Source organism: Acinetobacter sp. CY05 (assembly GCF_059515805.1).
In genome coordinates, this window is sequence record NZ_JCAKMW010000019.1 from 14,871 (window position 1) to 29,581 (window position 14,711).

Annotated in this window: 14 protein-coding genes; 5 read left to right on the forward strand and 9 right to left on the reverse strand. The window is 42.3% G+C overall.

Going from position 1 to position 14,711, the window contains the following annotated elements:
• Positions 1-7: 7 nt before the first annotated feature.
• Positions 8-3,619 carry an AAA family ATPase gene (locus AC5YCD_RS12520; RefSeq protein WP_496130348.1) on the forward strand — a complete coding sequence of 1,204 codons (3,612 nt, stop codon included), beginning with the start codon at positions 8-10 and terminating at the stop codon, positions 3,617-3,619.
• Positions 3,620-3,637: 18 nt separating this feature from the next.
• Positions 3,638-4,390, forward strand: coding sequence for a 3-oxoacyl-ACP reductase family protein (locus AC5YCD_RS12525; protein ID WP_496130349.1), 753 nt, complete (start codon positions 3,638-3,640; stop codon positions 4,388-4,390).
• Positions 4,391-4,480: 90 nt separating this feature from the next.
• On the opposite strand, the gene AC5YCD_RS12530 is transcribed toward AC5YCD_RS12525, so the two are convergent.
• Positions 4,481-5,167 (reverse strand): YggS family pyridoxal phosphate-dependent enzyme, encoded by a 687-nt coding sequence (locus tag AC5YCD_RS12530; protein ID WP_496130374.1) that lies wholly within the window; start codon positions 5,165-5,167, stop codon positions 4,481-4,483.
• 122 nt (positions 5,168-5,289) lie between these two features.
• Between AC5YCD_RS12530 and AC5YCD_RS12535 the strand changes: the two genes are divergently transcribed.
• Positions 5,290-6,327 (forward strand): type IV pilus twitching motility protein PilT, encoded by a 1,038-nt coding sequence (locus tag AC5YCD_RS12535; protein WP_496130350.1) that lies wholly within the window; start codon positions 5,290-5,292, stop codon positions 6,325-6,327.
• A gap of 34 nt (positions 6,328-6,361) precedes the next feature.
• On the forward strand, positions 6,362-7,480 hold the full coding sequence (locus tag AC5YCD_RS12540) for a PilT/PilU family type 4a pilus ATPase (protein WP_496130351.1): 1,119 nt from the start codon (positions 6,362-6,364) through the stop codon (positions 7,478-7,480).
• A gap of 56 nt (positions 7,481-7,536) precedes the next feature.
• Here AC5YCD_RS12540 and fur read toward each other — a convergent pair whose 3' ends face one another.
• On the reverse strand, positions 7,537-7,974 hold the full coding sequence (fur, locus tag AC5YCD_RS12545) for a ferric iron uptake transcriptional regulator (RefSeq protein WP_496130352.1): 438 nt from the start codon (positions 7,972-7,974) through the stop codon (positions 7,537-7,539).
• A gap of 112 nt (positions 7,975-8,086) precedes the next feature.
• On the opposite strand from fur, the gene AC5YCD_RS12550 reads away from it, so the two are divergent.
• Positions 8,087-8,485: an outer membrane protein assembly factor BamE gene (locus AC5YCD_RS12550; protein ID WP_122901692.1), complete on the forward strand. Its 399-nt coding sequence runs from the start codon at positions 8,087-8,089 to the stop codon at positions 8,483-8,485.
• 42 nt (positions 8,486-8,527) lie between these two features.
• On the opposite strand, the gene AC5YCD_RS12555 is transcribed toward AC5YCD_RS12550, so the two are convergent.
• From AC5YCD_RS12555 to dut, 7 genes are all read right to left on the reverse strand, one after another.
• On the reverse strand, positions 8,528-8,848 hold the full coding sequence (locus tag AC5YCD_RS12555) for an RnfH family protein (protein WP_496130353.1): 321 nt from the start codon (positions 8,846-8,848) through the stop codon (positions 8,528-8,530).
• Positions 8,845-9,921: a hypothetical protein gene (locus AC5YCD_RS12560; protein ID WP_496130354.1), complete on the reverse strand. Its 1,077-nt coding sequence runs from the start codon at positions 9,919-9,921 to the stop codon at positions 8,845-8,847. The genes AC5YCD_RS12555 and AC5YCD_RS12560 overlap by 4 nt, the downstream gene beginning before the upstream one ends.
• 147 nt (positions 9,922-10,068) lie before the next feature.
• Positions 10,069-10,524, reverse strand: a complete 456-nt coding sequence (locus AC5YCD_RS12565; RefSeq protein ID WP_496130355.1) for a bacteriohemerythrin — start codon at positions 10,522-10,524, stop codon at positions 10,069-10,071.
• Between the two features lie 255 nt (positions 10,525-10,779).
• Positions 10,780-11,628, reverse strand: coding sequence for a class II glutamine amidotransferase (locus AC5YCD_RS12570; RefSeq protein ID WP_496130356.1), 849 nt, complete (start codon positions 11,626-11,628; stop codon positions 10,780-10,782).
• A 129-nt stretch (positions 11,629-11,757) separates the two neighbouring features.
• A complete protein-coding gene (argB, locus tag AC5YCD_RS12575) occupies positions 11,758-12,669 on the reverse strand; it encodes an acetylglutamate kinase (protein ID WP_496130357.1) in 912 nt (303 codons plus the stop codon).
• 10 nt (positions 12,670-12,679) lie between these two features.
• Positions 12,680-14,098 (reverse strand): phosphomannomutase/phosphoglucomutase, encoded by a 1,419-nt coding sequence (locus AC5YCD_RS12580; RefSeq protein ID WP_496130358.1) that lies wholly within the window; start codon positions 14,096-14,098, stop codon positions 12,680-12,682.
• Between the two features lie 148 nt (positions 14,099-14,246).
• Positions 14,247-14,699, reverse strand: a complete 453-nt coding sequence (dut, locus tag AC5YCD_RS12585; protein ID WP_496130359.1) for a dUTP diphosphatase — start codon at positions 14,697-14,699, stop codon at positions 14,247-14,249.
• Between the last annotated feature and the right edge of the window lie 12 nt (positions 14,700-14,711).

Genomic DNA, 14,711 nt, shown 5'->3' on the forward strand with positions numbered 1-14,711 from the left:
ATTGGCCATGAAAATTATTCGACTCAGTTTAAATAACTTGGCCTCGTTAGCAGGTGAACAACATATCCATTTTGAAGACAGCCCACTGGCTCAAGCAGGTTTGATCGCTATTACCGGTAAAACTGGTGCGGGAAAATCAACCTTACTCGATGCCATGTGTTTAGCGCTCTATGATGAAATCCCACGTTTACGTGGCGCAGCCGGTAGCATGAAAGATGTGGGCGGCAAAGATATATCGATTAAAGATTCGAAAAATATTCTCCGCCGTGGCACCACATCAGGTTTTGCTGAACTTGAATTTGTTGCGCTCGATCAGAAACGCTATATTGCGCGTTGGGAAATTAGCCGTGCGCGTAAAAAAGTCGATGGTAATTTAAAAGTCGAACGCTTCGTTCAATGTTTAAATGATGGTACGACCTTAACGCAAAAAATCTCGGAAGTGACGCCATTAATTGAAAAACTGATTGGGCTAAGTTTTGAGCAGTTTACCCGTGCGGTGCTTTTGGCGCAGTCGGAAGTCGGTGCATTTTTAAAAGCCAAAGATTATGAACGTGCTGATTTACTAGAATACTTAACCAACTCACAAATTTTTAGCGAAGTCAGTAAAAAAGCTGCCGATAAATTTAGTGAGATCAAACAGCAACGTCATGACTTAGAAAAGCAGTTAGGTCATATTGATATTCTTAGTGAAGAACAACTCGAGGCTTTAAATCAGCAGCATCAGCAGTTAAAACAACAACTCGTCCATTTAGCCCAGTCGGAAAAGTTACTTGAGAATGATCTGAAATGGCATAAAGACCGCCATGAGCTCTATGCAGGCATGCAAGCAAAAAAAGAAGTCTATGAAGTGCAGTTAGATGCTGATCTCAAACTGCAACCACAAAAACAGCTCCTTGCCCAACTCGATGCATTTCAAGAAATTCGTGCCCAATATCAGACCCAAAAAGACAGTCAATTTAAACTCAATCAACTGACGCACGAGCTTAAAAATTTCCAACCCCAGTTACAGCAAGCACAAATCCAACATGAGCAAGCGACTCAACATTTGCATCAGGCTGAGCAGCATCTCACTCTGTGGCAAAGCCAATTGGAACAACTGAAACCACAATTAGAAAAAGCCACACAGCTTGATCATAACATTCAAAGCAAGCTTCAACAGCATCAAACTCTCAAACATGAACAACAGCAATTTATTGCAAACCAAGTACAACCGCTTGAACTGCAATGTCAGCAACAGCAGATCGATTTCAACCAAGCATTACAGCGTAAACAACAGTTTGAACAGCAACTGCAACAGTCACAAGAATGGGCTGTTTTTGATGATTCATTTTCCACAACTTCACAACGTTTAAACGATTATATTCAGCAATATCAGCAACTCAAAACTACACAACCTGAATTATTGCAACATTCGGTAGCGGCATTACAGCAACAACAGTCTGAATTACAACAGCGTATTTGCATATGGAAAAATCAGTATCAAGAACTTGGCTTACTTGAGCAAAAAATCCATAAAAAGCAGCATACTATTCAAAAACAAGATCAATCATCTCGTGTTTTAGAACGCCTTGAGCAACAGGCGACGCAGATCGTGCAAACTGAGCAACAGCATCAGCAACTCTTAACACAGCAAGCGAGCAATCAGAAAATTGCTGATGATTTAAAGCTACGCATCAGTACCCAACAGCAAAAAGTTCAACAACATCAAATTGCATTGCAGCAACTCGAACACATTTTCGAGCAACAGCGCCTGTTACAACATCAAAGCGTGCAGGATTTACGTGCGCAGTTGAAACCCAATGAAGCCTGTATGGTCTGCGGTAGCCATACCCATCCCTTTGTTGAACATGCAGATTTGCTCAGCAATGCTTTAGAGCAATTACAAGACCAACAGCTACAAAATGCAAAGCAAGAAGACACTCAACTGCGTCAACAGCTTAGACAATTGGAAATTGAAGCTTCCAAAGCGGATGCAACCTTGCAACAACAGCAAGGTCAGCTTGATGCGTTAACACAAAGCATCCGCTTACAACAGCAAAAGCTAGAAACGCAACTGCACAACCAAGCCTTAGATGTCAATGCACAGCAACCTGCAACAGAAATCTTGGACACAATTCGCATCTACTTAGAACAAGTCTCGAAAATCACGCAGCAATTACAGCTTGAAGTACAGCACGATCAGCAAATCCTACACGCATGGCATTGGGCACAGCGCCAAGCTGAGCAATTACAATTTGGCTTACAACAACGTCAGCAACTCGAACAACTGATCGAAACAATCGTGCCTCAACTCAGTGACACACAACAGCAACAGTGGCAAGCAGATCCTCTGCACTGCGCCGAACAGATCTTGCAACAATTACAACAACGCCAACAACTTTTGATGGCGGTGACTGAGCAACACAAACATTGTGAGAAACTACAAGCTGAATTAAGTCAACAGCAACTCAAACTTGAACTATTCAACAAGCAATCGCAGGAAAAGTTAGATCAATTGGCTCAGATTACCAGTGCCGGAAAATTGCTCCGCGATCAACTCAATGCCCTGACCGAAGCCTATGCAGGTCGTCAGTATCAGAAGGTGAGCGAATGGCAAGCAACCTTGGATCAAGAGCAACAACAATTGCAACAGGTGGTTGCTACACAGCGACTCTACTTAAAAAAGAGTGAAGAACAGCACCAACAGTTACAACTGCAACAACAGCATTTGGACAGCCAAATCACACTCAATACTCAACAATTGCAACAAGCCACTGAGCAAATTGGGACATGGACAGTGGCCCACCCTGAGATGCAACCGAGTGTGATCGAACAATGCCTTGCCATTGGGCATGATCAACACCGCCATATTCGTCAGGACTTGCTCAATCATCAACAGGCTTTAGAAAGTGCCAAAACGGCATGGCAAACGCTTGAAGAACATTATGCTAAACATCTTAAGCAGCAACCTGAACTCAGCTTTGAAGATGCTCAAATCAAACTTGCAGAATTGGCATTAGAAAAAACCAGACAGCAAAATGCCTTTAATGAGGCGGATGCAAAGCTACGCATGAATGCCACCAATCAAAGCACTTATAGCAAATATCAAACTCAGATTGAGCAGATTAAGGCGGAGGAATATCGTTGGGGTCGTATCTATGACTTAATTGGGCATAAAGAAGGTACAAAGTTTAAAAAAATCGCCCAAGAGCATCATCTAGATATTTTAGTGGAACATGCCAACCAACAGCTACAACCTCTCTCACAGCGCTATCAATTGCACCGTATCCCAGACAGTTTAAGTCTGGCCATTATTGATTTAGACATGAACAGTGAAATCCGCCCCGTATTATCCCTCTCTGGCGGTGAGACCTTCTTGGTGTCTTTAGCGCTAGCTTTAGCGATTGCCAATATGGCAGCGGGTTCAATGAAGCTTGAATCCTTATTTATTGACGAAGGCTTTGGTACCCTAGATCCTGCATCGTTGCATATGGTGATGAATGCACTTGATCATCTGCAGAGTCAAGGACGTAAAGTGGTACTGATTTCGCATATTCAAGAGATGCATGAACGTATTCCAGTACAAATTCAGGTTAAACCTGTTGGTGGTGGGGCAAGTCGCATTAAAATAGTCAGCTAACGCTTCACGGATCATGATATGTCAACTCAAACTCTCCCACTCCAAGGTAAAATTGCCCTCATCACTGGGGGTTCTCGCTCAATTGGTGCGGCCATCGCACAGCGTTTGGCACAAGACGGCGCATACGTTGCCATTACCTATCAAAATTCTGTGGCGCAGGCCAATTTGGTGGTAGAAAAAATTGTCGCCAATGGTGGCCAAGCCTTAGCGATTCAAGCCGATGCCGCTCAACCTGAAGCAGTACGTCAAGCTGTCGCGCGTACTGTTGAGACCTTTGGCGGATTAGATATTTTAGTCAATAACGCAGCCATTAGTGTCTTTGGTACAATTGATGAGGTGAGCTTGGCAGATTTAGAGAAAACCATGGCCACCAATGTCACAGGCGTGTTTGTTGCTACACAAGAAGCCGTACGTCATATGAGATCAGGTGGACGTGTCATTCATATTGGTTCTGCCATGACCCGCTATGCCGCCTTTGCTGGCATCTCTTTATATACCATGAGTAAAGCCGCAATTTCTGGCTTTAACCGCAGTTTAGTGCGTGATTTAGGGCCTCGCGGCATTACCAGCAATATTGTTCACCCCGGTTCCACCGATACCGATATGAACCCTGCCAATAGTGAAATGAGCCAAATGATTGTGCCGGGTATTGCCCTAGGACGTTATGCTCAATGCCATGAAATTGCCAATGTCGTAGCGTTTTTAGCCAGCCCAGAAGCTTCTTATATCACAGGCGCAGAAATTATTGCTGATGGTGGCTACACAGCCTAAGCCACCTGTGTCTAAAGTTCTTGTTACAAATACAACGTCATCCCTGCAGCGCGAGCTCTGAAACGCTCTGCATGGGGTAACAACCGATGCTTATTTAGAGTAATCACGCGCCCCAAACAATGCCGTCCCTACACGCACCATGGTTGAACCTGCGGCAATGGCCGCGTCTAAATCACCGGACATCCCCATACTCAAAGTATCCCAGTCTTGCGGTTGAGCATGCTGGTCTTTCACTGCATGAAACAAAGCCTGAGCATCATAAAAGGCTTGTGGATGATTTGGAGCCGGAATAACCATTAAACCGCGTAAGCGCAAATGGGGTAACTGGCTGATTTGCGCCACTAAATCGGCAACTTCATCTGGCGGGCAACCATCTTTTGTATCTTGACCATCAATATTCACTTGTAGACAAATATTTAAAGGTGCTTGCACGGCTTGACGTTGATTGGACAAACGCTCAGCAACAATGAAACGGTCTACGCCATGTACCCATGCAAACTTTTCAGCCAAATGCTTGGTTTTATTACGCTGCACATGACCAATAAAATGCCATTCGATATCCAAATCAGCTAAAGCATCAATTTTATCTAAAGCTTCTTGTAAATAATTTTCGCCAAAAGCACGTTGACCGGTCGCATACATTTGGGCCAAAGCTGTGCTGGGATGGGTTTTAGAAACTGCCAATAAGCTGACCTCTTGCACATCACGCCCTGCATGTTGGCAAGCCTCTGCAATCTGTTGTAAAACTTGATTTCGTGTGGCATCTAGACGATTCATAACGGCAATTCTCATTTGATAGCGGTTTTTTCACCTTCCCTTCTACTCAACTGTTGGTTAAGCCTCGAGAAAGCCTTATTATTCTAGCAAAATAATTAAGATTAATTCGTTTGGGGATTTGCATGGATATTACAGAACTTTTAGCATTTTCGGCTAAAAATGGGGCTTCAGATTTACACCTCTCAGCAGGTATGCCACCTATGATTCGTGTCGATGGTGAAGTACGTCGAATCAACTTGCCACCACTTGAGCATAAAGAAGTACACAAATTAGTGTACGACATTATGAATGACAAACAGCGCCGTGATTATGAAGAAAACTTAGAGACTGACTTTTCTTTTGAAGTCCCAGGGGTAGCACGTTTTCGTGTCAATGCCTTTAACCAAAACCGGGGTGCAGGCGCGGTGTTTCGTACCATTCCATCTAAAGTCCTCACCATGGAAGACTTAGGTATGGGCCAAATTTTTAAAGATATTTGTGAATATCCACGCGGTATTGTCTTGGTCACAGGCCCGACAGGTTCAGGTAAATCAACCACCTTAGCCGCTATGCTCGATTACATCAACGACAACCGTTATGACCATATTTTAACCGTTGAAGATCCTATTGAATTTGTGCATCAATCAAAAAAATGCCTCATCAACCAGCGTGAGGTACATCGTGATACCCATGGCTTTAACAACGCCTTGCGTTCTGCACTACGTGAAGACCCTGACATTATCTTAGTCGGTGAGATGCGTGACTTGGAAACCATTCGTTTGGCATTAACAGCTGCTGAAACTGGTCACTTGGTGTTTGGTACCCTACATACCACTTCTGCCGCAAAAACTATTGACCGTGTGATTGATGTCTTTCCTGCCGAAGAAAAAGATATGGTGCGTGCCATGCTATCAGAATCACTTCAAGCCGTTATTTCACAAACCTTACTCAAAAAAGTCGGTGGTGGCCGTGTGGCAGCACATGAAATTATGATTGGTATTCCCGCGATTCGTAACTTAATTCGTGAAAACAAAGTCGCACAGATGTATTCAGCCATTCAAACTGGTGCCAACTACGGCATGACTACCCTTGATCAAAGCCTAAAAACGTTGGTGTCTAAAGGTATTATCACCAACCAAACAGCGCGCACTGCGGCAAAACAACCTGAAAGCTTTTTATAATTCCAAAAACAATAAAAAAAATTAGGACTTTATAATGAAATTTAATGACTTACTCAATATAATGATTGAGCAAAAAGCCTCAGATATGTTTATCACTGCCGACATCGAACCCTCGATGAAGATTAACGGTGAGATCATTCCTGTGGCAAAAACCAAGCTCACTGGGGAAATTATCGAGCAGTTGGTGTTGTCCATCATGTCACCGAAACAGCGTGAAGAATTTAACCGCACCCGCGAGTGTAACTTTGCCATTACCAACCAAGAACGCACAGCCCGTTTTCGTGTCAGCGCTTTTCAGCAGCGTGATGAACCGGGGATGGTGTTACGTCGGATTGAAACCGTCATTCCAAGTATTGATGAGCTGAATTTGCCGCCTATTATGAAAGAATTGGCTATGCTCAAACGCGGTATTGTGATTTTTGTGGGGGCAACCGGTACGGGTAAATCCACTTCGCTAGCTTCATTAATTGGTTATCGTAATAAAAATTCTAAAGGTCATATTATTACCATTGAAGACCCGATTGAATTTGTGCATCAACATCAAGGCTGTATCATTACTCAGCGTGAAGTAGGCATTGATACCGAAAGTTTCGAAGTCGCGCTTAAAAACACCTTACGTCAGGCACCCGATGTCATTTTAATTGGTGAGATTCGTTCACGCGAGACCATGGACTATGCCATTGCCTTTGCCGAAACTGGTCACTTGGTTTTTGCCACCTTACATGCCAATAATGCCAACCAAGCCATTGATCGTATTGTGCATTTCTTTGACGGGGATCGCCAGAATCAAGTGTTTATGGATTTGTCGTTAAATCTGAAAGCCATTGTAGCGCAGCAATTGGTTCCTACAGTCGATGGACATACTCGCCGCGCAGCCATTGAAGTGCTGATTAATACCCCATTGGTAGCGGATCTCATTCGTGAAGGGCATGTACATAAAATCAAAGATTTAATGAAACGCTCCACTGAACTGGGCATGCAAACCTTTGACCAAGCGTTATTTGAGCTATATCAAGCCAAAATCATTAGCTACAAAGAAGCACTCAAACATGCCGACTCTGCCAATGATTTACGTTTACAAATTAAACTTTCAGAAGAAGGCGCAGGCGGCCTGATGCATGCTGCCAATAACATCACCTTTGATGCGCATTAAAAATTCAGACACAAAAAAGGCTTAACTAAGGTTAAGCCTTTTTTATTGGGTGTAGCTTATTTTTTACGGAATGCTTCTTGGCATTCTGCTGCATCGCAATAACCATACAGATTCAATGAGTGACCTGTCAGTTCAAAGCCAAATTTCTTTGCCACTTCATGCTGTTCGTTTTCAATCAAGTCATTATGGAATTCCACAACTTTGTTACAGTTTTGGCAAACCAAGTGATCGTGATGATCATCTTGCATAATTTCAAACACAGAGTGGTTGTTTTCAAAATGATGACGTTGAATAATACCTGCCGCTTCAAATTGCGTTAACACGCGATATACGGTTGCTAAACCCACGTCTTCACCTTGTTCAAGTAAAGTCTTATAAATATCTTCCGCACTTAGATGATGTTGTTTTGAATTTTCTAATAGTTCTAAGATTTTAATTCGTGGAAGGGTAACTTTCAGTCCAGCTTTACGTAAATCTTGGTTTGAAATAGGCATGAAAAAAGGTCTCTCAACAAAATTAAAGTTGGAATAGGCAATAAAGTTAAGATGCAGTATGATCTATGACCAGATCAAATGCATCATAAATAATTTGGGATAGTGTAGCAAAATGCAAAAAATTATGTTGACGTTGTTCGTCACTTCAGTGCTCGCAGGGTGTTCAACTTTGGGCGTATATAAAGTGGATATTCCTCAAGGAACGCCATTGACCCAAGCACAAGCCGCTAAAATCCAAGTCGGTATGAGTCATCAACAAGTGCGTTTTTTACTGGGCAGCCCAACTGTTACTGATCCCATGAACCCACTACGTTGGGACTATATTTACAATTATATTCCAGGTACCAATGCGAAAAAAGCCAAGATTCCAGCTGCTTCTGGTCAGCATCTGAAAGTCTATTTTAATGGCAATGGTATTGTTGAAAAAATTGAAGGTCTAGAGACCATTCCGGCTACACAACCCGGTTTACCTGCCTCTAAAGAGGCGATCTTAACAGCCCCACCACTATAGTCGCTTTAAGATAAAAAGAAACCCCTCAGTGAGGGGTTTTTTTTATGATTCCGATTGTTTAAAGCGATTTGCTCGCCCATAAATTCCAACAGGATTTTTTGCCGCGCGTTTACGACGAATATCTTTAGGATTAATGGTTAAAGCACGATAAATCTCAACCCGATCACCCACTTGCAGCACGTGTTCAAGATTCACTTTAACACCAAACACGCCCACGTTTAGCGGTTCAGGAAGGCTCGTATGCGCGGCAATAGCACTGCTTTGAATCGCATCTGCTACTGTCATGCCTTCGACAAAATCTAAAGCAATATGAAACTGTGCATCAGGGGCAGCATAAGCCACCCAAACCTGATTTTGACTCATACTAATTTTCCAAGCAAAGCAATCATCGCCACAAGAATCGACAGCGGTAACACAATACGCATGGCAATACGCCACAGGTTATAGGTTGCTTCACTGCTAAAATTCAGCGCTTTACGTAGATGACTGATCTTCATCATCCAACCTGCAAAAATTGCATAAATTAAACAAATGATTAAGCCCCACACTAGCAGTGCAATATTAAATACCCCAGCGAGCATTGGAATAGCCCAGATCAATAGAGCAACTGCCACAACCGCCCATTGAATTGGGGCAATCATTTGGCGTTCAGCCAATTGCTGACGAGCAAGGCTTAGCAATAATGCTGAACCTGTAACTACACTCACCACAAAGGCCAGCGCTGGAATTTGGCTATTGGCAATAAAGAAACCAAAAGCGCCAACTGCTAAAAGCTGAGCAATCCATATCGGTAATACAGTTGTCGTCGCTGCATCGCTTTGTTTGACTTGGCCTAGGCTGACTTGCGAATACACACCTAAACCTAAACCACTGGCCACCAATGCTAAAACTGTAGCTGCGCCCCACTCACCAAACTCAAGTGCAGTAAATTGCCAAGTCGGTAATTGCTCACCGAGCACGATTGACAAGCCTAGAGATGCCACTACACCGAGTAAAGTCAGTATGACAATCACTTGACGCGGTGCTAAAGATAAAGCCAAAGCCGCTACAGCTAAACCTGCAAATACAGCTAAATGACTAATCTCGTTAAACTGTGTCAACATATTTGAAGCATTAAACAACATACCGCCTGCTAAAAACGGCATAAATACCACAGCCAGCCAACCGACCAAGCGCCACTGCGCTGAGGCATCGGCATCACGGGTTAAACCAGACAAAGCATTTAAAGCTGTGGTTTTACTGCGTTTAGCCAGCGCCACTTCCATATACGTAATTGGCAGCGCTAAGACCAACATCGTCCCCAACCACAACAACCAGAAATCCAGTTGACGCTCAGCGCCAATACCTAAAATTGGCGCGAGTGTGGCAATAATGATAAACGATAAACAAAATGCCATCAGCGGTGATAGCCATCGAGACATCGCGTTGTCGTGCATGATGCTTTCCTAATAAAAATCTAGCGCTATTTTGCCGTTGTCATGACCAAAAAGCAAAACCCAAACAAAGAAAAAGCAAAGCATCCCTAGATACCTTGCTTGGCTGAAAGTTTTATCATTTTGCTTTATTTTTATAGGATTCGACGGTTATGAAAAGAAACGCGCAAACCAATTTTTACCTTTTTTCTTTTCTTTTTCTTTGATAATCCCCATCATATTTTCTTTGACGGCACCAACATAATCTGCATCATCATGTTGAATATGATTAATTAACCATTTTGACAAAATATCATGCAGTTCTGTTTCAATCGCATGGCCTTGTTCATAACGATCACGATAACTTTCAATCTTTTTAATAAATAAATCATGTACACGTTTATGCGGTACACGATATTTATAGCCTGCTTCTTCTTGTAATGATTCTTCAAAGGTAAAATGTGACTGCGTATAATCAATAATGTTATTTAGAATTGAACGAATACGTGTACGATCAGTATTTACACCAATACTGTCAATTTCATTAATGTAGTCGAGAATACGGCGGTGTTGCTCGTCAATAACGTCAATGCCAGTATTATATTCTGGAATCCATTTCATTTTCATACGACTACCTATTGATATCCCCAAATTCGTTAAAATTGATCATATATTGATTTAAATAGAATAAAAATGAAGCGATTTAGTAGGAATTATCCAAGAAATTAAGTTTTTTTAATAAAGTACTGATTTTAATAGTTTTTATATTTTAAGTTGAGTAAAAACCTCAGATATTTTTTAACCACTTTTGATTTTAAATCATGATTTTTTTATTTTAAAAACATCAAGTTGCTATTTTAAATAGCAACTTGATTGTGTCATTTAATATTGATCTGCTCGTGTAACACGTTTTAAGGCTGGATTTAAGCGCTCACGTTCTAAACGCTCCACAAACGTCATTTGATTTTTAATGGGTTGACCGTCTTTAAATAATCGCATTTCACCCGGTTGAAAAGCAGACCACGTCTCATTTTGGGTCAGTGGTTCTGTGGTAATGACTGCAACCCGGTCTTCAGGTGTAGTCACCTGACTAAAATCCACTTCGACATCTAAATCAATTAATTGTGCCGGTTGAAATGGGTACTCACGCACTAACCAATGCAATTTGGTGATGTTATAGGCAAATAAAGCTTGGCCATTGGAAAGACAAAAATTAAAGGTGCCATGTTCAGCAATGCTTGGTGAAATCTCAACCAATAAATCAAAAATTTGCTCAAGCGATGGCTCATCATAACCAAAGCGTAGCACCAGTTGCTCCAGTAAATAACAAAATGCCAATTCGCTATCGGTATTGCCAACAGGAGTAAAACGACCACTTAGGCGCGGATTAAAATCATGTAAATCGCCATTATGGGCAAAAATCCATTGTCTGCCCCATAGTTCACGGCTAAACGGATGCGAGTTTTCTAAATTAATTTTGCCTTGCGTGGCTTTACGAATATGCGCAATCACATTGCGTGATTTAATCGGATAATTACGAATTAATTCCGCAATCGGTGATTCAACTGCGGATTGGTTATCAACAAATAAACGACAGGCTTTATCTTCGAAAAAGGCGATACCAAAGCCATCACAATGGTCTGAGGTAATCCCTGCACGCTGGGAAAAGCCACGAAATGAGAAGGTAATGTCTGTAGGTGTGGCACAGTTCATTCCAAGTAATTGGCACATAATATCTTCTCATCGGGCTAACTAATTTTTGCTATTGTGCATGACTATATAGCGCTTTTCAAATCACTATTTCTAATTTTTATCAATCACTTTAGCCATAAAAAAGCCTCCCTAAGGGAGGCTTTCATTTTATTCAGCTGCTTTTTTTGCCTGACGATTGGTGATCAAAGTCCCTACACCGTGATCGGTAAAGATCTCAAGTAAAGTGGCATGTGGTACACGGCCATCGACAATATGTGCGCTCACCACACCGCCTTTTACAGCATCTAGCGCACAACCTACTTTTGGAATCATACCGCCATAAATCACGCCAGTTTCAATCAAACGATCCACTTCTTGGGTGCTTAAACCAGTGAGTAGATTTTTATTTTCATCTAATACACCGCTAATGTTGGTGAGTAGAATCAATTTTTCAGCACCTAAAGCTTCTGCGACTTTACCTGCGACTAGATCGGCATTGATATTGTAAGTGTTACCTTCTTCATCCACACCTAGTGGCGCAATGACAGGAATAAAGTCACTTTGGGTAAACATTTCTAGTACGTCAGTTTTTACACCCACCACTTCACCCACTAAACCAAGATCGATCTCTTTGATTGAGCCATCTTCTTGGTTTTTTTTCATGAGTAATTTATGCGCACGGAGTAAATTACCGTCTTTACCCGTTAGACCAATGGCACGACCACCGTGTTTGTTAATCAAGTTCACAATTGATTTATTAACGCTGCCGCCTAAAACCATTTCCACCACTTCCATGGTTGCAGGGTCAGTAACGCGCATACCGTCAATACGATCAGATTCACGGCCGAGCTGTTTTAAAAATGAATCGACTTGTGGTCCACCACCGTGAACTACAATCGGATTTAAACCTACTGTTTTGAGTAATACGATGTCACGCGCAAATGAGCTTTCCAGCTCAGGGTCAGTCATTGCATTGCCACCATATTTTACCACCAGCGTTTTACCTGAAAAACGTTGAATATACGGCAAAGCTTCGGTTAAAACTTGTGCTTTGTCGAGGCCAGTATGTTGATGTGGCATGTGCCGCTCCTTATTTGGCGTTTAAGATATCTTGTGCAATTTGTGGATAATGTGCTTGAAGCATGGTGGCAAAGGTATCACGGATTGCATCTAGACGCTCAGGATTCTGGGCATCAAAGCGTACCGTAAAGTATTCACCTGTATTAGATGCGCGAATAATGCCAAAACCATCTGCAAAATCAAGCCTTACCCCATCAATTTGACTTAAATGCGCGCCCGATTGCTCACTTGCATCTGCCACAATGTTTAAAACGTGTTTAGGGTCTTGCTGATAGGTACTAATATAAGTGTCTTCGGTACTACAACGCTCAGGATAGTCAGCAAGGGCTTGTGAGATGGTGATATTGTGCTGTTCAATGTATTCTAAAATGCGTAGTGCCGCATATAGGCCATCATCGTAACCAAAACCACGCCCATCATTAAATACATAATGCCCTGCGTATTCACCACCAAATACCGCTTGTCCCTTGGACTGAGCTAAATATTGACGTAAGAATGTACTCCCCGTACGAATCATTTTGGCTTTGCCCCCTGCATCCTGCACACTATGCGCCACCAGGTTAGAACATTTCACATCAAACACCACTTCATGCTGTGGATGCTCCAACAAACAGATTTTGGCAAACAATACCATTAATCGATCGGCGGAAATAATATTGGCTTGTTCATCCACAATCACCACACGGTCGCCATCGCCATCTAAGGCAATCCCTATATCGGCCTGATGTGCTAAGACCTGTTGCTGTAGCGTGACTAAATGTGCCGCTTGCGATGGGTCAGGTGCATGGTCAGGAAATTCACCATTGGCCTTACAGCGCAGTTGAATGACTTCACACCCTAGCTTTTCTAATACTAAGGCTGCACAGCGCCCTGCCGCACCATGTAATCCATCTAAGACCACCTTAAATGTAGTCTGCAGTTTAATATCATCTAAGATCCCTTGTTGGTAATCCAAACAATATTTGACCACCACGGTATGCGGTTCATGTTCTAGCTCAATTTTTTGTGTAGGCTGAAAATGTGGTTTTGCCCATGTCGCCACTTGCTGAATCATCTCAGGCGTCGGTGGTTCACCTTGAATAATCCACTTAATACCGTTATCTGATTTTGGATTATGGCTGGCAGTGACCATAATGCCATTGCCATTAAAATGCCGTGCCGCATAGTACAAAGCCGGGCTAGCACAGCAGCCCATCAACTCTGCATGTAAACCGTGTTGCTGACAAATGGTTTGAATCAGCTTGGCATACGCTGGACTGCTTAAACGCGCATCATAACCAATCACCAATTCAGTCTGGCCTGCTGCTTGATACTGACGTGCCAAAGCCTGAGCAATGGCAAACACTAACTCAGGCGATAATAGGCTTACTTTACCGCGAATATCGTAAGCGCGAAAAATATGTGCAGGAAACGCAGCAGGTCTATTCATAGGAAAATTTAATTAAAGTGAGATTAGAGGTGTATATAATCAAAATAAAATGTGTATAAATTTTTGGATATTGTTTTAATCTATTTAACGCAATTTTTCAATTAAAAAACGATGAAGCTCAACACAATGAGCCTCATCGCTTACAGAATTAGTTTTGACCTGTGTGACCAAAACCACCTGCACCACGTTCAGTGGCAACAAATTCATCTACCATTTCAAATTGTGCTTGTACCACAGGTACCAACACATATTGTGCTAAACGCTCGCCGGGTTCTAAGCTAAAGGCAGTTTGGCTACGGTTCCAAACCGATACCATCAGTTCACCTTGGTAGTCTGAATCAATAAGACCGACTAAGTTACCCAAAACGATGCCGTGTTTATGACCTAAACCTGAACGTGGCAAAATTAAACCAGCAAAGTTCACATCTTCGATGTAAATGGATAAACCCGTTTTAACTAATACGGTTTGACCTGGTTCAATCACCGTAGTTTCATTCACGCAAGCACGTAAATCTAAACCTGCTGAACCTTGGGTGGCATAGCTTGGCATTGGCCACTCAGTACCTAAACGTGAATCTAAAACTTTAACTTGAACTTTCATGTAAATTCCTAA

Excerpts from the sequence above, each read along its gene's own strand:
- AC5YCD_RS12560 (WP_496130354.1), bottom strand. The coding sequence starts at position 9,921 with ATGCACGACAACGCGATGTCTCGATGGCTATCACCGCTGATGGCATTT.
- dut (WP_496130359.1), bottom strand. The coding sequence starts at position 14,699 with ATGAAAGTTCAAGTTAAAGTTTTAGATTCACGTTTAGGTACTGAGTGG.
- AC5YCD_RS12535 (WP_496130350.1), top strand. The coding sequence starts at position 5,290 with ATGGATATTACAGAACTTTTAGCATTTTCGGCTAAAAATGGGGCTTCA.
- AC5YCD_RS12555 (WP_496130353.1), bottom strand. The coding sequence starts at position 8,848 with ATGAGTCAAAATCAGGTTTGGGTGGCTTATGCTGCCCCTGATGCACAG.
- AC5YCD_RS12550 (WP_122901692.1), top strand. The coding sequence starts at position 8,087 with ATGCAAAAAATTATGTTGACGTTGTTCGTCACTTCAGTGCTCGCAGGG.
- argB (WP_496130357.1), bottom strand. The coding sequence starts at position 12,669 with ATGCCACATCAACATACTGGCCTCGACAAAGCACAAGTTTTAACCGAA.
- AC5YCD_RS12530 (WP_496130374.1), bottom strand. The coding sequence starts at position 5,167 with ATGAATCGTCTAGATGCCACACGAAATCAAGTTTTACAACAGATTGCA.
- AC5YCD_RS12580 (WP_496130358.1), bottom strand. The coding sequence starts at position 14,098 with ATGAATAGACCTGCTGCGTTTCCTGCACATATTTTTCGCGCTTACGAT.
- AC5YCD_RS12570 (WP_496130356.1), bottom strand. The coding sequence starts at position 11,628 with ATGTGCCAATTACTTGGAATGAACTGTGCCACACCTACAGACATTACC.
- AC5YCD_RS12525 (WP_496130349.1), top strand. The coding sequence starts at position 3,638 with ATGTCAACTCAAACTCTCCCACTCCAAGGTAAAATTGCCCTCATCACT.
- fur (WP_496130352.1), bottom strand. The coding sequence starts at position 7,974 with ATGCCTATTTCAAACCAAGATTTACGTAAAGCTGGACTGAAAGTTACC.
- AC5YCD_RS12520 (WP_496130348.1), top strand. The coding sequence starts at position 8 with ATGAAAATTATTCGACTCAGTTTAAATAACTTGGCCTCGTTAGCAGGT.
- AC5YCD_RS12565 (WP_496130355.1), bottom strand. The coding sequence starts at position 10,524 with ATGAAAATGAAATGGATTCCAGAATATAATACTGGCATTGACGTTATT.
- AC5YCD_RS12540 (WP_496130351.1), top strand. The coding sequence starts at position 6,362 with ATGAAATTTAATGACTTACTCAATATAATGATTGAGCAAAAAGCCTCA.